Genomic DNA, 17,007 nt, shown 5'->3' on the forward strand with positions numbered 1-17,007 from the left:
GCCCGTGGCCGGTCAGTGGATCCGGTCGGGCGCAGGCGAGCCGGCGGCGTCCCAGCTGTAGAAGCAGCCGGCCACGGCGTCGCGGGGGGAGTGCCAGGTCGGCAGGTACGGGGAGGTGTGCGCGGAGAGCCGCTTGTTCACCTGCTCGTAGAGCGGGTTGTCGCGCAGTTCCGCGGTCAGGCCGGGGGCGACGTCGACGGTCTCCATCAGATGGACGCACAGGTCGTGCAGGTAGTACAGCGACCGGTGCCGGACGCCGGTGAGGTGGGGCAGTTCGGTGGCGTCGGACTCGGCGAAGATCTGCGCCACCCGCCCCTGTGCGCCCGGCACGATCCGGCTGACCACCAACAGTCGACTCATCGTGACCCCTCTCGCCGCCGCGGTGCTGGCCTCACGGTGCCGGTCGCGCTGTCACCTCGCCGTCACCGCGTACTCCGGGGCATTGATGGTGGTGGCGACGGCGCGGCGGGGGCGCGCGGCGCCGGTTTGGCGGTCCGGTCCGTGCGGCGCGGCGGCGGGTCCGACCGGCTGGCCCGGCGGATCGGCGCGAGGGTGTCGTCGAGCAGCGCGGTCATCGCCGGGGACGGTTCCAGGCGCAGTTCGCGCAGGAGCAGATCCCGGTAGACGTAGAAGGAGTGGACCGCCTCGAACGCGTTGCCCTCGGCCAGGTGGATGCGGACCACCAGGCGGTGCGGGGTCTCCCGCAGCGGCTCGGCGGCCATCGCCTCCAGCGCCGCCTCCAGCGCCTCGCCGTGCCGCCCGGCGTCGAGGTGGTTGCCGGCGAGTTCCTCCAGCATGTGCAGGCGCAACTGGCGCAGCCGTTCGCGTTCCAGCAGCACCCAGTCGTCGTACCAGCCGGGGAGCAGGTCGTGCCGGCCGGCACCGGTGGCGCCGCGCGGGACGGCGCCCTCGCGGACCAGCGCCGCGGTTTCCACCAGGTCGTCCACGTCGAGGCGGACGGTCGGTCCGAGCCGGACGGTGTCACCGTCGGTGCGCAGCGGGCAGCACGGGTCCTGCCGCAGCCGCCACAGCGCGGTCCGCAGCGACGACAGCGCCCGCTCCTCCGGCGTCTCGGACCACAGCAGCCCGGCGAGGTGGCTGCGGGTCGCGGCCGGGCGCAGGCCGATCAACGCGATGACGCGCTGCAACCCCCGGGGTACGACCACCGGTGTGTCGTCGTGCAGCAGCTGGAAACCGCCGAGCAGGTGCAGTGACACCCGTGGGCCGGGTTCGCCCGCCGTCGGCATTCTCGATCCACCCGACACGGCGCACCCCCCAGCACCGGAACCCTCGTCCCGACGTTTCGCGTTGCCCGGACCGCCGCCCGCGACGCCGGTGTCGGAACGCCTCCGCCACGGCCGGAAGCTTCGCCGTGGCCGGGCTGACCGAGACGGAGAATATCAACACCTGTTACTCTCAGTCAACAGGCGGTCGGTCACTTGACTGTCCGTAGTGGGCTCGGTAATACGCCTGTGATCTGCGAATAAGTGTCGTCACCGGAAACCGGAAGGCGATCTTCCCATAGCTCACGCACAGCTTGCGTCAACGCAGCGTCACCATGTTTGTGGCGCAATGGGGCCCGGTTGACGCCCGGTAGACGCCACCGGCGCGACCGTGTGGTGATCCGTGCGGCGCGACCGGTTCGCCGCGCACCGGGACGTGCAGGAGGCGCGAATGGACCGTTCGCTCATCGTCGCCAAGGTGGTGCCGACGGCCGAGGACCGGGTGGCCGAGATCTTCGCCGAGTCCGACGCGACCGAGCTGCCCGGCCTGGTCGGGGTCCGGCACCGCTCGCTGTACCGGCTGTACGATCTCTACGTCCATCTGCTGGAGACGGAGACGCCCGCGCAGGGCGCGGTGGAGGACAACCGCGGGCATCCGGAGTTCGTCCGGATCAGCGAGCGGCTGCGGCCGTACATCTCGCCGTACCTGCCGACCTGGCGATCGCCGCGCGACGCGATGGCGCACTGCTTCTATCGCTACGACGCGCCGGCCCACGACACCGCCGGGCGGCCACGGTGACCACGACCGCCCCGCGCGACGAGCAGCTCTGGTCGAGGTGCGACGGATGCGCGTCGCTGCTCTACCGCAAGCGGCTGCGCCGCAACCTGGACGTCTGCCCCGAGTGCGGGTCGCACGCCCGGCTCGACGCGCCGGACCGGGTGGCGCAGCTGGCCGACCCGGACTCCTTCGTCCCGCTGCCCGACCGGGCGGTACGCGTCGACCCGATCGAGTTCGTCGACGAGCTGCCGTACCCGCACCGGCTCGGCGCGGCCCGCGCGGCGACCGGCCTGGACGAGGCGGTGCTCTGCGGCACCGCCCGGCTGGGCGGGCACCCGGTGGCGCTGGCCGTGATGGACTTCCGCTTCCTCGGCGGCAGCCTCGGCAGCGCGGTCGGTGAGCTGATCACCCGGACCGCCGAGCGGGCGCTCGCCGACGGCATCCCGCTCGTGCTGGTGACCGCGTCCGGTGGCGCGCGGATGCAGGAGGGCGCGCTGTCGCTGATGCAGATGGCCACCGTCAGCCAGGCCCTCGCCGGGATGCGGGAGGCGGGCCTGCTCACGGTCAGCGTGGTCACCGACCCCACGTACGGCGGGGTGGCCGCCTCCTTCGCCACCAACACCGACCTGGTGCTGGCCGAGAGCGGCGCCCGGCTGGGCTTCGCCGGGCCCCGGGTGATCCGCCAGGTCACCGGTGCCACGTTGCCGGAGGGCTTCCAGACCGCGGAGTACCTGCTGCGGCACGGGCAGGTCGACATGGTGGTGCCCCGGCACGCGTTGCGGGGCCGGCTCGCCGCGCTGCTCGCCGCCGCCGAGGCGGGCCGCCGCCCGCCGGAGACCGCGTCCGCCCCGCGCCCGCCGGTCACCGCGCCGACCGTGACCGCGCGGCCGGACCGCGACCCCTGGGAGACGGTACGCACGGCGCGGCACCCGGGCCGGCCGACCACACTGGACTATCTGGAGACGGCGTTCGACGGGTTCGTCGAACTGCACGGCGACCGGCTCGGCGCGGACTGCCCGGCGGTGGTCGGCGGCATCGCCCGCCTCGACGGACGGCCGGTGATGGTGATCGGTCACCAGAAGGGACACACGACCGCCGAACTGGTGACCCGCAACTTCGGCATGGCCAGTCCGGCCGGGCACCGCAAGGCGCTGCGGTTGATGCGTCTCGCGGCGCGGCTGCGGCTGCCGGTGGTGACGCTGGTGGACACGCCCGGCGCGGACCCGGGGGTGAGCGCCGAGCAGCAGGGTCAGGCGGCGGCGATCGCGGAGAACATCCTCGCGCTCACCGTGCTGCCCACGCCGGTGGTGGCGGTGGTCACCGGGGAGGGCGGCAGCGGCGGCGCGCTCGCGCTCGCCGTCGCCGACCGGGTGCTCATGCTGGAGCACGCCGTCTACTCGGTGATCAGCCCCGAGGGCTGCGCGGCGATCCTCTGGCCGGACAGCTCGGCCGCTCCGCAGGCGGCCCGCGCGCTGCGGCTCACCGGCGCCGACCTGTGCCGCCTCGGCGTGGTCGACGAGTTGGTGCCGGAGCCGCGCCCGGCTGCCCACAGCGATCCGGGTGGCGCCGCCGAGTTGCTGCGCGCGGCGGTCGCGGCGAATCTCGCCCCGCTGCTCACCGTGCCCCCGGCCACCCTGGTCCGCCGCCGCCGGCAGCGCTTCCGCCGCTTCGGTGCGGCCCGCTCCGCCGGCCCGTCCCCGGCCGGTGGCCGGGCGGAGGTGGCGTGATGGCCGACGCCGAGGCCGAGCAGGTGCTGGACGGGCTGCGCCGGCAGGCCCGCAAGCTCGTCGCCGACCTCGCCGGGCCGGTACGCCGGGTGCGGCTGCGCAGCGGCGAGTCGGTGCTGGAGGTCGAGTGGCACGACCCGTCGCCGCCGGTGCAGCGCGCCGCCGAACCGGCCGAGGCGCTGCCCGCGCGGGCCGCCGAACCCGCCGCGCGTGCCGCGCCCGCGCCCGACCGGCCGGCCGTGCGCTCACCCGTGGTCGGCACGTTCTACCGCGCCCCCGAACCCGGGGCGATGCCGTTCGTCGCGGTCGGCGACCTGGTCCGTCCGGGCCAGGTGGTCGGCATCGTCGAGGCCATGAAGCTGATGAACGAGGTGACCGCCGGCCAGGCCGGACGGGTGGTCGAGGTGCTCGTCGACGACGGCAAGCCCGTCGAGTACGACCAGCCGCTGATCGCCCTGGAACCGGTCACCGGACAGGACTGCTGATGTTCGACAAGGTGCTGATCGCCAACCGGGGCGAGATCGCGCTGCGGGTGCTGCGCGCCTGCCGGGAACTCGGCGTGCGCACGGTGATGGTGCACTCCAGCGCCGACGCCGACTCGCTGCCGGTGCGGCTGGCCGACGAGGCGGTAAGGATCGGCCCGGCGGCCAGCCGCCGCAGCTACCTCAACGCGGCGGCCATCGTGGAGGCGGCCCGGCAGACCGGCGCGCAGGCGGTGCACCCCGGCTACGGCTTCCTGTCCGAGGACGCCGACTTCGCCGAGATCTGCGCCGAGAACGGGCTGGTGTTCGTCGGCCCGCCGCCGCAGGTGATGGCCGCGCTGGCGGACAAGTCGACGGCGCGGGCGCTGATGAGCAGGGCCGGGCTGCCGCTGCCGCCGGGCAGCGTCCGGACGCTGCCGACCGTCGCCGAGGCGCAGGAGGTGGCCGCCGAGGTGGGCTACCCGGTGATCGTGAAGGCCGCGGCGGGCGGTGGCGGGCGCGGCATGACAGTGGTGCGCTCGGCCGCCGAGCTGCCCCGCGCGTACGCCCGGACGCGCGCCGCCGCCCAGGTCGCGTTCGGCGACGACCGGGTGTACGTCGAGCGGTACCTGGCCGACGCCCGCCACGTGGAGGTGCAGGTGCTCTGCGACGGCCACGGCAACGGCGTGCACCTGGGCACCCGGGACTGCTCGGTGCAGCGCCGGCACCAGAAGCTGATCGAGGAGGCGCCCGCGCCCGCGCTGCGGCAGGCCACGCTGGACACCGTGGCCGAGGTGGCGCTGCGCGGCGCGCTGTCGGTCGGCTTCACCGGCGCGGGGACCGTGGAGTTCCTGGTCGACGAGGCCGAACGCTGCCACTTTCTGGAGATCAACTGCCGGATCCAGGTGGAACACCCGGTCACCGAGATGGTCAGCGGCATCGACCTCGTGCAGGAACAGCTGCACGTGGCGTTCGGCACCCCGCTGCGGCTGCGCCAGTCCGACGTACGCCTGGACGGCGTGGCGATCGAGTGCCGGGTCAACGTGGAGGATCCCGACCGCGACTTCGCGCCCGCACCGGGCCGGCTGGACCGGTTCCGGCCGCCGGGTGGACCGTTCACCCGGGTCGACACCCACGGACACGTCGGCTACCTGGTCAGCCCGCACTACGACTCGCTGCTGGCGAAGGTGGCGGTGTGGGCGCCGGACCGGGACGCCGCGCTGGACCGGCTCGACCGGGCGCTGGCCGAGTTCGACGTGGCCGGTCCCGGTGTGCATACCACCATCCCGTTCGCCCGGCGGGTGCTGCACGACCCGGCGTTCCGCGCCGCCCGGCACACCACCGCCCTGGTGGAACGTCTGCTCACCCCGCCCGCCGACGATGCCCCGCCCGCCGAAGCCGCGGCCGGGGCGCCCCCGGCACGGGCCGTCGTGCCCGACCCGCGCACCGAGCCGGGCGACCGTACCCCCGTCAGCGCCGTGCCCGCCGCCGGCCCGACCACCTGGAGGAACCGATGACCGTCGCCCCCGACCGCCCGCTCGCCCGCGAGATCACCGACATCCTGGTCACGCACTGCGGCCTGGACCCGGACGCCGCCGCCGACGCACCCGCCGCGAGCCTGGAGGAACTGGGCATGGACTCGCTGGCGCTGCTCGAACTGTCGGCGGTGGTGGCCGACAGGTGGCGGGTGAAGATCCCCGAACAGGCCGGGCAGCTCAGCATCGCCGGCGTCGCCGACCTGGTGGCCGGCAAGGCGGACCCGCCCGGGCACACCGAGAACGCCGTGGAGATCGCCGCGCCGCTGCCGCTGGTCTGGGAGATCACCAACGACGTGGCCCGGTGGCCGGAGCTGTTCACCGAGTACGCGACCGCGGAGATCCTGCACCGCGACGGCGACACCGTGCGCTTCCGGCTCACCATGCACCCGGACGAGAACGGTGTGGCGTGGAGCTGGGTCAGCGAACGCACCGCCGACCCGGCCAGCCGCGAGGTGCACGCCCGGCGCGTCGAGACCGGCCCGTTCGAGTACATGCGCATCCACTGGCGCTACGACGAGACGCCCGCCGGCACCCGGATGACGTGGACGCAGGACTTCGCGATGAAGCCCGACGCACCCGTCGACAACGCCGGCATGACCGACCGGATCAACACCAACAGCACGATCCAGCTCGCCGTGATCAAGGACAAGATCGAGCGGGTGCACGCGGGAGGCGCGCGATGACCGACACCACCACCGCCCGGGTCTCCGTCCACGACGTACCGGCCGACCGCCGCCGGGGCGGGGAACTGCGGGTGCTGCTCGGCCCGAAGACGGTCGGCAGCACCTCCGGATTCATGGGCGTCGCCACGCTCGCGCCGGGGGAGCGGATCGCCGAGCACTACCACCCGTACAGCGAGGAGTTCCTCTACGTCGCCCGCGGCGCGATCACCGTCGACCTGGACGACGTGCCGGTGCCGGTCGCCGCCGGGGAGGCGCTCTACGTGCCGAAGGACGTCCGGCACCGGCTGCGCAACACCGGCGACGAGCCCGCCGAGGTGGTGTTCCACCTCGGACCGCTCGCCCCGCGCCCGGAACTCGGCCACGTCGACACCGAGAGCGCGGCCCCGCCGCCACGGGAGCCATCGTGACCGGCCGGCGCACAGTGGTCACCGGCATCGGCGTCGTCGCGCCCGGCGGCGCCACCCGGGACCGCTTCTGGAAGACGATCACCGAGGGGCGCACCGCCACCCGCCGGATCAGCTTCTTCGACCCGTCGCCGTTCCGGTCGCAGATCGCCGCCGAGTGCGACTTCGACCCGGACGCCGCCGGGATCACGCTCGCCGAACGGCAGCGCGCCGACCGGTACGTGCAGTTCGCGCTCGCCTGTTCCGCCGAGGCGCTCGCGGACAGCGGCCTGGCCCTCACCGACGCGCAGCGGGAACGCGCCGGGGTGGTGCTCGGCACCGCGGTCGGCGGGACCATGGCGCTGGAGCAGGAGTACGTGCGGGTCAGCGACTCCGGCCGGCACTGGCTGGTTGACCACGCGCTCGGCGGGCCGTACCTCTACCAGGCGCTGGTGCCCAGCAGCCTGGCCGCCGACGTGGCCTGCCGGCACGGCCTGCACGGCCCGGCGCAGGTGATCTCCACCGGCTGCACCTCCGGCATCGACGCCATCGGGTACGCCCACCAGCTCGTCGCCGACGGCGAGGCCGACGTGGTGCTCGCCGGCGCCGCGGACTCGCCGATCTCCCCGGTCACCGTCGCCTCGTTCGACGCGATCGGCGCGACCAGCCCGGACAACGACGACCCGGAGCACGCCTCCCGGCCGTTCGACGCCGACCGGCACGGCTTCGTCCTCGCCGAGGGGGCCGCGGTGCTGGTGCTGGAGGAGGCCGAGCACGCCCGCCGCCGGGGCGCGCACGTCTACTGCGAGGTCGCCGGGTACGCCAGCCGCAGCAACGGCTTCCACATGACCGGGCTGCGTCCCGACGGCGCGGAGATGGCGGTGGCCATCAGCGACGCGCTGCGGCAGGCCCGGCTCGCCCCGTCGGCCGTGTCGTACGTCAGCGCGCACGGCTCCGGCACCCGGCAGAACGACAGGCACGAGACGGCCGCGTTCAAACGGGCGCTGAGGGAGGCGGCGTACCGGGTGCCGATCAGCTCGATCAAGTCGATGGTCGGTCACTCGCTGGGCGCCATCGGCTCGATCGAGATGGCCGCGTGCGCGCTCGCCATCGAGTACGGCGTGGTCCCGCCCACCGCCAACTGGGCCACCCGCGACCCGGAGTGCGACCTGGACTACGTACCGAACGAGGCGCGGGAGGTGCCGGTGGACGTGGCGCTGTCGGTGGGCAGCGGCTTCGGCGGCTTCCAGTCGGCGATGGTGTTCCGCCGGCTGGCGGTGACACCGTGAGCGCGAGGAGTGAGCCGGTTTTGCGAGCCCCGCAGTCGCGAACAAGGACGGCGCCATGACCGCGCGGGCCGTGGTGACGGGCATCGGCGTGGTCGCGCCCAGCGGGATCGGCGCCGAGGCGCACTGGAACACGGTGCTCGCGGGCGCCCGGCGTACCGGGCCGATCACGCTGTTCGACCCGCAGCGGTACCCGGCCCGGTTGGCCGGGGAGGTGCCCGGCTTCGACCCGGCCGGGTTCAGCGACACCCGGCAGCGGGTGCAGACCGACAGGTGGACCCACCTCGGCTTCGCCGCCACGAAACTGGCGCTCGCCGACGCCGGGCTGCCCGAGGTGTCGCCCGACCCGTACCGGTGGGCGGTCACGCTCGCCAGTTCGTCGGGCGGCAACCTGTTCGGGCAGCGGGAGCTGCAACGGCTGTGGGGCGGGCCGAGCCGCACCGTCGGGGCGTACCAGTCGATCGCCTGGTTCTATGCCGCGAGCGTGGGGCAGTTGTCGATCCGCCACCAGTTCAAGGGACCGTCCGGGGTGACCGTGTCCGAGTCGGCCGGCGGGCTGGACAGCCTCGCGCACGCGGTGCGCACCATCCGGCGGGGCACCCCCGTGGTGATCGCCGGGGCGACCGAGTGCCCGCTGAGCCCGTACGCGCTCGCCTGTCAGCTCCGCTCCGGCCTGCTCAGTGACGTGTCCGATCCGGAGCGGGCGTACCGGCCGTTCGACGTCACGGCGAGCGGGTACGTGCCGGCCGAGGGCGGTGCGGTCTTCGTGGTGGAGGAACTGGGCCACGCGCTGTCCCGGGGTGCCCGCGTCTACGGGGAGGTCACCGGCTGGGCCGCCACCCACGACGCGGCGCCCACCGACCCGGCTGCCGGCCCGGACCCGGTCCACTACGCCCGCGCGCTGCGGCTGGCGCTGGAGCGCGCCGGGGTACGCCCGCACGACGTGGACGTGATCTGGCCGGACGCGCTGGGCGTGCCCGCGTACGACCGGGCCGAGGCGGCGGCGCTGCGTACCGTGTTCGGTGACCGGACTCCGCCGGTGACCACGCAGAAGCCGCTGACCGGGCGGGCGCACCAGGGCGGGTCGGCGCTGGACGCGGCCACCGCGCTGCTGGCGTTCCGCCGCGGGATGCTGCCCGCCTCGGCCGGCCCGGAGGAGCCGGCGCCCGGTTGCGAGCTGACGTTCCTGCGGCAGCCCCGCCCGCCGCGCAGCCGGATCGCGCTGGTCGGCGCGCGTGGCTTCGACGGGTTCAACAGCGCGCTGGTGCTGCGCGGCGCAGCGCCCCCGCCGGCCGGGGCGGGCTGACGAAGCCCGGTCGGTCGCGTCCGTCGATGCGCTGCCGGAGGGAGCGGCCGGCCCGGAAGGCACGCCGGGGGAGCCACACCCGCAACCCGACGAGAACGAGGATCAGCACGAGGAGCAGGGCCAGGTAGAGCCAGCGCATCACGCCTGCGCTCGCTCGGGGCGGACCGCCGCGCCCCGCCGGCGGGCGGACGCTGACCGTCACGACGGGCGGGCCAGGTACGCCGTCTTGGCGTTACCGGAGAACCCGCAGGCCAGATAGAAGGCGTGGGTCGCGGGCGAGCGCGAACCGGTCATGAGCATCGCCTTGTAGCAGCCCGCGTCCCAGGCGGCCCGCAGCGTGGCGGCCATGATCCGCCTGCCCAGGCCGGTGCCGCGCCGCGACTCGTCGACCACCACGTTCTCGATCACCGCGTACGGCGACGCCGACCGGCTCAGGTTGGGGATCACGTTGAGGTACGTGGTGGCGACGACCGCGCCGTCCACCTCCAGCACGAACAGGTGCAGCCCTTCGGCGGCCAGGATCCGCGCGAAGGCCCGTTCGTCGGAGCCGTCGCTCAGGTGCGGGTCGTCCGGATTCAGCTGCCGGTAGAGGCGGATGAGCTGCGGGAAGTCGTCGGGCCGGGCCGCACGGAACATGCCGTGAGCGTAGCCGCCCCGGCCGTCCGCGCGGGTCACCGCGAGCGCACAGCATCCGGCGGCCGGCGGACTACCTTGCCGGCGTGGCCCCGATCCTGCCTGTCCGATCGAGCCTGAGCAATCCACCCAGCCGCCGTTTTGGATCTAGCCATTTGCATCTGGCGATGCGGAAGAGGGCCGTCGTAGGGTTCGCCCATACCCCGAACGACGTACCCGCTGGGCGGATCCGCCCAGTTCCTCAGTGGAACGGTGGCTGGTCGTGACTGCACATCCCGTGGCGGAAGATCCTGCCTCGACGACGGTGGACTGGGTGGACGACATCCTGTTCACCGGCCGCGACACCGACGTCTGCCTGCGGCTGCCCGAACCGGTCGACAAGGGCACGCTGCGCCGGCTCGTCGGCGAGGCGCAGGACCGGCTCGCCGGGGCCGGGCTGCACGCCGGAGGCGCCGCCGTGCTGCGCCTGCCGCCCTCGCTCGCGTACGTGGCGCACCTGCTCGCCACCTGGCGTACCGGCGCCCAGGCGGTGCTGCTCGACCACCGGCTCACCGACCACGAGGTGGACCAGGCGCTGCGCCGGCTCAGCCCGCAGGTGGTGGTCGCCCCGATCCGGACCGGCGGCGGCGCGCTGCGGGTCTTCGTCGACGTCACCGCCGGGGTCAGCGCGTACTCCGACCGCCCGGCGGGCAGCCCGCACGCGGTGATCCAGCTCAGCTCCGGTTCCACCGGACCGTCCAAGGTGATCGGCCGCACCGCCGCCGGCCTGGTCGCCGAGGTGCACCGCTACACCCGCATCGACGGCGTCGCGCTGCCCGGCGAGCGGATCGTCCTGCTGCCCAGCATGGTGCACGTGCTCGGCCTGGTCGGCGGCCTGCTCTACGGGCTGCACGCGGGCGTCGAGCTGTGCCCGCCGGAGCGGCTCGGCGGCGACGCGATCCTCGCCGCCGTCGCCGCCCAGGACACCCCGGCCACCGTGCTCGGCGTCCCGTTCCACATCGGGCTGCTCGCCTCCACCACACCCGCCGGGCCGCTGCCCCAGCTCAAGCGCATGACCACCGGCGGCGAGCTGGTGCCCGCAGCCGTGGCGGACGCGTTCACCGACCGCTACGGCGTGCCGCTGGGCAACATGTACGGGATGACCGAGGTCGGCGTCATCGGCACCGACCTGCACGGGCGGCACCGCCCCGCCGTCGCGCCCGCCCCCGGCATCGAGGTACGCGAGCGCGACGGGGAGCTGTGGGTGAGCTGCCCGGCCAACCCGTACGTCGGCCCGGCCGACCCGACCCGCTGGGCCGACGGCTGGCTGCACACCCGTGACGCCGGCGTGGTCGACCCGGACACCGGTCTGGTCACCATCAAGGGCCGGCTGGACTCGCAGGTGTCGGTGGGCGGCCTGAAGGTCGACCTGACCGAGGTGGAGGCGGCAGTCGCCGGACTGCCCGGCGTCGTCGCCGCGGTGGTGGTGTGGGACGACGGCATCACCGCGTACGTCCAGACCGACGGCTCGCTGACCGAGGAGACGCTGGACAAGCTGATCGCCGAGCGACTGGCCGGCTTCAAACGTCCCCGCATCCTGCGCCTGCTCGACCAGATGCCCCGCACCACGACCGGAAAGCTGGTCCGGTCCGTCCCGGCGCTGCGGGACGCGGCGTCGTGACCGGCCCGCTCTACGAGCCGCGCACCCACCGGACGCCCGCCGGACGTCCGGTCCACCCCGAATCCCGCCCTGGACCGGCCGGGCAACGCGCCACCCGCGCGCCCGACCCCGCCGGTTCACACGCACGCGGTGTCCCGACCGGGCACCGTCAGCCGGTACACGGAGAAGAGGTCTGAATCATGCGAGACGAGGTCCGCACCTTCGTCGTCGAACAGCTCGCCGACATGAACTACGACGTGGAGGAACTCGACGACGACACCACGCTCGGCCCCTCCGGCGTCGACCTGGAGTCGCTGGCCCTGGCCGACCTCGCGGTCCGCGTCGAGGACCGATACGGCCTGAAGTTCGCCGACGACGAGTCGGAGAAGCTGGCGCTGATGACGGTCGGTGAGTTCACCACGATGGTCGCCGACCGGGTGGCCGCGAACAGCGACAAGTCCTGATGCCCGGTCAGCCCGACCTGGGGCGAGCTGACCTGGTGAGCATGCTCGCCGAACTGACCGCGAAACCCGCCGACCAGGTGCCGGACCGGCTCGGCTCGATGGAGCTGGCCTGGCTGGTGCACATGGTCGAGCAGCGCTACGACCGCCGGCTGGACCTGAGCGACGACGACCTCGCCGGCATCCGCACCGTCGACGACGCGCTCGTGGTGTTCCGTGGCTCTCTGACCGCTCCCGCAGATGGCTGAGCGGGAGACCGTACGGATCACCGGCACGTACGCGCTCAGCGCCCTCGGCAGGGGCGCCGACGCGCTGCTGGCCGGGGTGCTCACCGGCACCCCGGCGTTCACGCCGGTGCGCCGCTTCGACACCACCGGCCGCCGGGTGACGGTGGCGGCCACAGCGCCGGACGTCGGCACGCTCGCCGGCGAGCTGACCGACGCGATCGACACCGCCGTCCGGGCCGCCGGACTGGACCGGGCCGGGCGGGCCGAGTCGGCGCTGTTCCTGGCCACCCACGGCGGGCCGTACTCGCTGCCCGTACCGCAGGGGTGGGACGAGCCGACGGTGCCGGCGCTCGCCGGTCACCTGGCCGCGCGGTGCGGCCTGCGCGGGCGTACCCGGACCTACACCACCGCCTGCGTGTCGGCGAGCAGCGCGGTCGCCGACGCGGCGGCGCTGATCCGCCGGGGTGACCTGGAGCGGGTCGTGGTCGCGGCCGGTTATCTGGTCGAACCGGACCAGTACGCGCTGTTCGACGCCGGCCGGGCGCTCGCCGCCGACGGCGCGGTACGCCCGTTCAGCGCCGGCCGCAAGGGCCTGCTGCTGGGCGACGGGGTGGCCGCCGTGGTGCTGGAGTCGGCCGGCGCGGCCGCGCGGCGGGGCGCCGAGTCGCTGGCGAGCGTCGCCGGGTGGGGCCGGGCGGGGGACGCGTACCACCCGTGCCAGCCGCACCCGGACGGGCTCGGGCTGGCCCAGGCGGCCGAGGCGGCGCTGCGGCGGGCCGGGCTGCCCCCGGAGGCGATCGGCTACGTCAACGCCAACGCCACCGGCACCACGTTCAGCGACGCCTCCGAGGCGGCGGCGCTGACCCGGGTGTTCGGCGGGGACGCCGGACGGCTGCCGGTCAGCTCCACCAAGTCGGTGCACGGGCACGCGCTGGAGGCGTCCGGGTTGCTGGAACTGCTGGTCACCGTGCTGGCCCTGCGGCACGGCAAGCTACCGGTGACCGCCGGCTGGCTGGGCCCCGACCCGCAGTGCCCGCTGGACGTCATCCGGGCCGCACCCCGCCCCGCGCGCACCGAACACGCCCTGACCCTCAACGCCGCGTTCGGCGGCGCCGACACGGCCCTCCTGGTGAGCACCTCATGACCGCCTCCGTCCCCAGCCCTCCGCGATCCTGCACGTCCGGCCCCGGCGAAACGGGCACGACGCCCGCCGAGGGGGCAGCAACCGCACGATGGCGCAACGACGGGGTGATGGTGCTCGCGGAGGCGCGGTGGCCCGAGGCGGGGGACGAGGGCGCGGGACCGGCGGGGGTGGCGGGGTTCGTGCACTCGCCGTTCGCGCCGCTGGTGGCGGCGGTCGCCGAGCGGTGCCTCGCACGGCGGTACGGCACCGGGCCGCTGCCGCCGGGCAACCGCACGGCTGTGGTGCTGGTCAGCGCGGGCGGGGACACCGCCGGTGCGGCGCACGTCCGCGCCACGGTGGCCGCGGGCGGGCGGATCGGGCCGCTGTTCTTCTTCCAGTCGGTGCCGAACAGCGTGGCCGGGCACGTCGCGGCGCGCTGGGGACTGGACGGGCCGGTGGTGTGCCTGAGCCCGGCCGGCGACCCGCGGGCCGAGGGGGAGGCCGAGGCGGACCTGCTGCTGTACGACGGCGACGCCGCACAGGCGTTGCTGATCCTGATCGAACTGGCACCGGACGGTACGCCGGGCGAGGCGACCGCGGTGCTGCTGGGGGAGGGAACACGTCAATGAGGACGAAGGGACTGCGCGGCGCGCTCGCGGCTGACACGGAGCTGGGCGCGGGCAACGTGCTCGCCCGGGTGCTGGCCCACGGCGCCGACCCGGACGGGCCGGGGCTCACGTTCGACACAGGCGTCGACGGCCACCCGGCCGAGACCTTACTGACCCTGGGCCAGGTCGACCGGATGGTCGCCGGCCGGGCCGCCTGGCTGCACGAGCGCGGGGTGAAGCCCCGCGACCCGGTCGCGGTCTGGGCCGGCACGGCCGCCGACATGGTGCTGTCGTTCCTGGCGCTGACCCGCCTCGGCGCCGTCCCGGCGCTGATGAACGGCAGGCTGCGCCCCGAGATCGCCGCCGAGTACGTCCGCCGGCTGCGCGCCGCGGGTGTGCTCGCCGACGAGGCGCACGCGCAGGCGCTGGCCGGGCACGACCTGGGCGCGCCGATGCTCGGCGCGCCCGCGCGGGCCGGGACCGGCGACCCGGACGCCGCGCCCGCGCACTACCGGCACCACCCGGACGACCCGATCGTGATCACGCACACCTCCGGCACCACCGGCGTGCCGAAGGCGGTGCTGCACTCGCACGCCAGCCTGTTCGCCGCCACCCGCCACCTGCTGTCCATGCCGCAGGCGCAGGGCACCACGCGCATCCTCAACGCGCTGCCCGCCCCGCACACCGCCACGGTGCTCATGGTCAACCAGGCGCTCGGCAACCGGGCGGAGATGTTCCTGCTCTCCGACCAGGGCGGTGAGCGGGTGCTCGACGCGATCCAGCGGTGGCGACCGGACGGCGTGTTCGGCTTCTCCGTCACCTGGGCCGAACTGGCCCGCTTCGACCTGTCCGGCTACGACCTGGACTCGGTGCGGCTGTGGTTCAACACCGGCGACTGCTCGCACGAGCCGCACGTACGGCGGCTGGTCGCGGTCGGCTCCCGGGACGTGGTGACCCGCGGCGGCGTGACCCGGGTACCCGGCTCGGTGTTCATCGACGGCCTGGGCTCCAGCGAGATGGGCCACTCGATGTTCCACATCACCCACGCCACCGGCACCGACCGGTACGGCCGCTGCGTGGGCCGCCCGTACCGGTTCACCAAGGTCGCGGTGCTCGACGCCGACGGCAACGAGCTGCCGCCCGGGCAGGTCGGCTGGCTCGGCATCGACTCGCCGTCGCTGTTCCGCGGCTACTGGAACGACTCGGTCACCACGTACCGGTTCCGGCTGCGTGGCTGGTACCTCACCGGCGACCTGGTGTACGCCGACGACGACGGCCGCTACTACCACCTGGACCGGGCGGTCGACTCGGTCGAGGCCGGCGACGGGAAACGGTTCTTCACCGCGCTGTCCGAGGAACGCATCCTCGCCGCCTGCCCCGACGTGACCGACTGCACCGTGGTGATCGTCAAGGCGGACGACGGCACAGTCACCACTGACGTGCTGCTGGAACTGGCCGCCGGCGCCGACCCGGACGCGGACCGCACCGAGCAGATCCGTACCGCGCTGGGTGCGGACGTGGCCGCCACCCTGCGCCGGGTCGTCCCGGTACGCGCCGACGACATCCCGGTCACCGTCACCGGCAAGGTCCGCAAGGTGGCGCTGCGCGAGCGCTACCTGACCGAGGCGCCGTCGTGACCGCCGTCATCACCGGCATGGGCCTGTTCACCCCGGCCGGGCGCGGCGTGGCGGACACGTTCGACGCCCTGCTCACCGGCCGGTCCGGGCTGCGCCGCCCACCCGAGGGACACCCGGCGGCGGGCAGCCTGGAGGTGGCCGGCGTGCTGCCGGACATCGACCCGCGCAGCGTCGCGTCCGGACCGGAGACGAAGGTGCTCGACCGGGTGGTGCTGCTCGCCCTGGTCACCGCCGCCGAGACGCTCGCCGACGCCGGCATCGAGGTGGGCCGCGACGTCGACCCGGAACGCGTCGCGGTGATCGTCGGCGGCGTCGGCGGCATGTCCACGCTGGAGGGTCAGGTGCTCGCCCGGGCCGCCCGGGGCCGGGCGGCGGTCAGCCCGTACCTGCTCACCGGCATCCTGCCGAACATGCCCTCGGCTCGGATCGCCATCGCGCACGGCATCCGCGGCTACAGCTCGTCGGTCGGCACGGCCTGCGCCTCCGGCGCCCAGGCCGTCGCCGACGGGGTACGCCTCATCCGCGCGGGCGAGGCCGACGTGGTGGTGTGCGGGGCGAGCGAGGCGCCGCTGTTCGGCACGTTCGCCGACACGTTCGGCAACGCCCGGGCGCTGGCCCGCGGCTGGGACGAACCGACCGAGGCGAGCCGCCCGTTCGACAAGCGGCGCAACGGTTTCGTGCTGGCCGAGGGCGCGGCGCTGCTGGTGCTGGAGCGCGCCGGGCACGCCGACGGCCGGGGTGTGCGCGGGTACGCCGAGGTCGCCGGTTTCGGGGCGAACACCGACGCGTACCACCCGACCGCGCCGCGGCCCGACGGCGCCGGTGCGGCGGCCTGCATGCGCCGGGCGCTGGCGGCCGGCGGGGTCGGGCCCGCCGACGTCGGGTACGTCAACGCGCACGGCACCGGCACGAAACTCGGTGACGTCGCCGAGACGACAGCGCTGGCCGGGGTGTTCGGCACCGGCGGTGTGCCGGTCAGCTCGACCAAGGCGCTCACCGGGCACCTGCTCGGCGCGTCAGGGGTGCTGGAGGCCGCGGCCACCGCGCTGGCGCTCGACAGCGGCCTGCTCCCACCCACCTACCACCTGGACGACCCGGACCCGGAGTGCGAGGCGGACCACGTCCGCGCCGTGCCCCGGCCCACCCGGGCCAGCCACGCGCTGACGAACTCGTTCGGGTTCGGCGGCCAGAACGTCAGTCTGCTCCTGCGCCGGCTCTCCGGGCCGGCCCGCCGGGCCGCCACCCCGGCCGCGGGCTGACCGGACTCCAGTCCCGGGCGTCCGTCCGGGGCGTG

General features: G+C 74.7%; 17 protein-coding genes and 1 pseudogene. 15 read left to right on the forward strand and 3 right to left on the reverse strand.

Annotation, left to right across the window (positions count from 1 at the left end; all coding sequences use genetic code 11):
* Positions 1-12: 12 nt before the first annotated feature.
* Together C569_RS0101595 and C569_RS0101600 are read right to left on the reverse strand one after the other, a co-directional pair.
* Entirely contained in the window at positions 13-360 is a 348-nt protein-coding gene (locus C569_RS0101595; protein WP_026267578.1) for a TcmI family type II polyketide cyclase, read from the reverse strand.
* Positions 361-422: 62 nt separating this feature from the next.
* Positions 423-1,247, reverse strand: a complete 825-nt coding sequence (locus tag C569_RS0101600; protein WP_018784074.1) for a BTAD domain-containing putative transcriptional regulator — start codon at positions 1,245-1,247, stop codon at positions 423-425.
* Between the two features lie 427 nt (positions 1,248-1,674).
* Here C569_RS0101600 and C569_RS0101605 point away from each other — a divergent pair, with 427 nt between their 5' ends.
* The 8 genes and pseudogenes from C569_RS0101605 to C569_RS0101640 all read left to right on the forward strand — a co-directional run bounded on the left by C569_RS0101605 (position 1,675) and on the right by C569_RS0101640 (position 9,385).
* Positions 1,675-2,022: a TcmI family type II polyketide cyclase gene (locus C569_RS0101605; RefSeq protein ID WP_026267579.1), complete on the forward strand. Its 348-nt coding sequence runs from the start codon at positions 1,675-1,677 to the stop codon at positions 2,020-2,022.
* Positions 2,019-3,728 (forward strand): acetyl-CoA carboxylase carboxyl transferase subunit, encoded by a 1,710-nt coding sequence (locus tag C569_RS0101610; protein ID WP_018784076.1) that lies wholly within the window; start codon positions 2,019-2,021, stop codon positions 3,726-3,728. The genes C569_RS0101605 and C569_RS0101610 overlap by 4 nt, the downstream gene beginning before the upstream one ends.
* A gap of 26 nt (positions 3,729-3,754) precedes the next feature.
* Positions 3,755-4,213, forward strand: a pseudogene (gene accB, locus C569_RS0101615) (acetyl-CoA carboxylase biotin carboxyl carrier protein); the annotation flags it as partial.
* The gene (locus C569_RS29635; protein ID WP_018784078.1) at positions 4,213-5,706 is read left to right on the forward strand and encodes an acetyl/propionyl/methylcrotonyl-CoA carboxylase subunit alpha; all 1,494 of its coding nucleotides are present in this window, start codon (positions 4,213-4,215) and stop codon (positions 5,704-5,706) included. The pseudogene accB and the gene C569_RS29635, both read left to right, overlap by 1 nt.
* Positions 5,703-6,410 carry an SRPBCC family protein gene (locus C569_RS0101625; RefSeq protein ID WP_018784079.1) on the forward strand — a complete coding sequence of 236 codons (708 nt, stop codon included), beginning with the start codon at positions 5,703-5,705 and terminating at the stop codon, positions 6,408-6,410. The genes C569_RS29635 and C569_RS0101625 overlap by 4 nt, the downstream gene beginning before the upstream one ends.
* Entirely contained in the window at positions 6,407-6,817 is a 411-nt protein-coding gene (locus C569_RS0101630; RefSeq protein ID WP_018784080.1) for a cupin domain-containing protein, read from the forward strand. The genes C569_RS0101625 and C569_RS0101630 overlap by 4 nt, the downstream gene beginning before the upstream one ends.
* Positions 6,814-8,082 (forward strand): beta-ketoacyl synthase, encoded by a 1,269-nt coding sequence (locus tag C569_RS0101635; RefSeq protein WP_018784081.1) that lies wholly within the window; start codon positions 6,814-6,816, stop codon positions 8,080-8,082. The genes C569_RS0101630 and C569_RS0101635 overlap by 4 nt, the downstream gene beginning before the upstream one ends.
* A gap of 55 nt (positions 8,083-8,137) precedes the next feature.
* Positions 8,138-9,385, forward strand: coding sequence for a beta-ketoacyl synthase N-terminal-like domain-containing protein (locus tag C569_RS0101640; RefSeq protein ID WP_018784082.1), 1,248 nt, complete (start codon positions 8,138-8,140; stop codon positions 9,383-9,385).
* A 198-nt stretch (positions 9,386-9,583) separates the two neighbouring features.
* Here C569_RS0101640 and C569_RS0101645 read toward each other — a convergent pair whose 3' ends face one another.
* Positions 9,584-10,060, reverse strand: coding sequence for a GNAT family N-acetyltransferase (locus C569_RS0101645; RefSeq protein WP_018784083.1), 477 nt, complete (start codon positions 10,058-10,060; stop codon positions 9,584-9,586).
* Positions 10,061-10,280: 220 nt separating this feature from the next.
* Between C569_RS0101645 and C569_RS0101650 the strand changes: the two genes are divergently transcribed.
* The 7 genes from C569_RS0101650 (at position 10,281) to C569_RS0101680 (ending at position 16,972) form a co-directional block, all read left to right on the forward strand.
* Complete coding sequence (locus C569_RS0101650; RefSeq protein WP_051090443.1) at positions 10,281-11,678, forward strand: class I adenylate-forming enzyme family protein; 1,398 nt, start codon at positions 10,281-10,283, stop codon at positions 11,676-11,678.
* A gap of 179 nt (positions 11,679-11,857) precedes the next feature.
* Positions 11,858-12,121, forward strand: a complete 264-nt coding sequence (locus C569_RS0101655; RefSeq protein WP_018784085.1) for an acyl carrier protein — start codon at positions 11,858-11,860, stop codon at positions 12,119-12,121.
* A complete protein-coding gene (locus C569_RS0101660; protein WP_018784086.1) occupies positions 12,121-12,366 on the forward strand; it encodes a hypothetical protein in 246 nt (81 codons plus the stop codon). Before C569_RS0101655 ends, C569_RS0101660 begins: the two co-directional genes overlap by 1 nt.
* Positions 12,359-13,489, forward strand: coding sequence for a beta-ketoacyl synthase (locus C569_RS0101665; RefSeq protein WP_018784087.1), 1,131 nt, complete (start codon positions 12,359-12,361; stop codon positions 13,487-13,489). Before C569_RS0101660 ends, C569_RS0101665 begins: the two co-directional genes overlap by 8 nt.
* Positions 13,490-13,596: 107 nt before the next feature.
* Positions 13,597-14,097, forward strand: a complete 501-nt coding sequence (locus C569_RS0101670) for a beta-ketoacyl synthase chain length factor (protein ID WP_018784088.1) — start codon at positions 13,597-13,599, stop codon at positions 14,095-14,097.
* The gene (locus C569_RS0101675) at positions 14,094-15,713 is read left to right on the forward strand and encodes a class I adenylate-forming enzyme family protein (RefSeq protein WP_018784089.1); all 1,620 of its coding nucleotides are present in this window, start codon (positions 14,094-14,096) and stop codon (positions 15,711-15,713) included. The genes C569_RS0101670 and C569_RS0101675 overlap by 4 nt, the downstream gene beginning before the upstream one ends.
* Complete coding sequence (locus C569_RS0101680) at positions 15,710-16,972, forward strand: beta-ketoacyl synthase (RefSeq protein ID WP_018784090.1); 1,263 nt, start codon at positions 15,710-15,712, stop codon at positions 16,970-16,972. Before C569_RS0101675 ends, C569_RS0101680 begins: the two co-directional genes overlap by 4 nt.
* The last annotated feature ends 35 nt before the right edge of the window (positions 16,973-17,007 follow it).

This window comes from Micromonospora sp. CNB394 (assembly GCF_000374985.1).
GTDB lineage: Bacteria > Actinomycetota > Actinomycetes > Mycobacteriales > Micromonosporaceae > Micromonospora > Micromonospora marina.

What these genes read in the sequence shown, in the direction of transcription:
- C569_RS0101660 (WP_018784086.1), top strand. Translation starts at nt 12,121, where the DNA reads ATGCCCGGTCAGCCCGACCTGGGGCGAGCTGACCTGGTGAGCATGCTC.
- C569_RS0101670 (WP_018784088.1), top strand. Translation starts at nt 13,597, where the DNA reads ATGGTGCTCGCGGAGGCGCGGTGGCCCGAGGCGGGGGACGAGGGCGCG.
- C569_RS0101655 (WP_018784085.1), top strand. Translation starts at nt 11,858, where the DNA reads ATGCGAGACGAGGTCCGCACCTTCGTCGTCGAACAGCTCGCCGACATG.
- C569_RS0101665 (WP_018784087.1), top strand. Translation starts at nt 12,359, where the DNA reads ATGGCTGAGCGGGAGACCGTACGGATCACCGGCACGTACGCGCTCAGC.
- C569_RS0101675 (WP_018784089.1), top strand. Translation starts at nt 14,094, where the DNA reads ATGAGGACGAAGGGACTGCGCGGCGCGCTCGCGGCTGACACGGAGCTG.
- C569_RS29635 (WP_018784078.1), top strand. Translation starts at nt 4,213, where the DNA reads ATGTTCGACAAGGTGCTGATCGCCAACCGGGGCGAGATCGCGCTGCGG.
- C569_RS0101640 (WP_018784082.1), top strand. Translation starts at nt 8,138, where the DNA reads ATGACCGCGCGGGCCGTGGTGACGGGCATCGGCGTGGTCGCGCCCAGC.
- C569_RS0101595 (WP_026267578.1), bottom strand. Translation starts at nt 360, where the DNA reads ATGAGTCGACTGTTGGTGGTCAGCCGGATCGTGCCGGGCGCACAGGGG.
- C569_RS0101600 (WP_018784074.1), bottom strand. Translation starts at nt 1,247, where the DNA reads ATGCCGACGGCGGGCGAACCCGGCCCACGGGTGTCACTGCACCTGCTC.
- C569_RS0101605 (WP_026267579.1), top strand. Translation starts at nt 1,675, where the DNA reads ATGGACCGTTCGCTCATCGTCGCCAAGGTGGTGCCGACGGCCGAGGAC.
- C569_RS0101630 (WP_018784080.1), top strand. Translation starts at nt 6,407, where the DNA reads ATGACCGACACCACCACCGCCCGGGTCTCCGTCCACGACGTACCGGCC.
- C569_RS0101625 (WP_018784079.1), top strand. Translation starts at nt 5,703, where the DNA reads ATGACCGTCGCCCCCGACCGCCCGCTCGCCCGCGAGATCACCGACATC.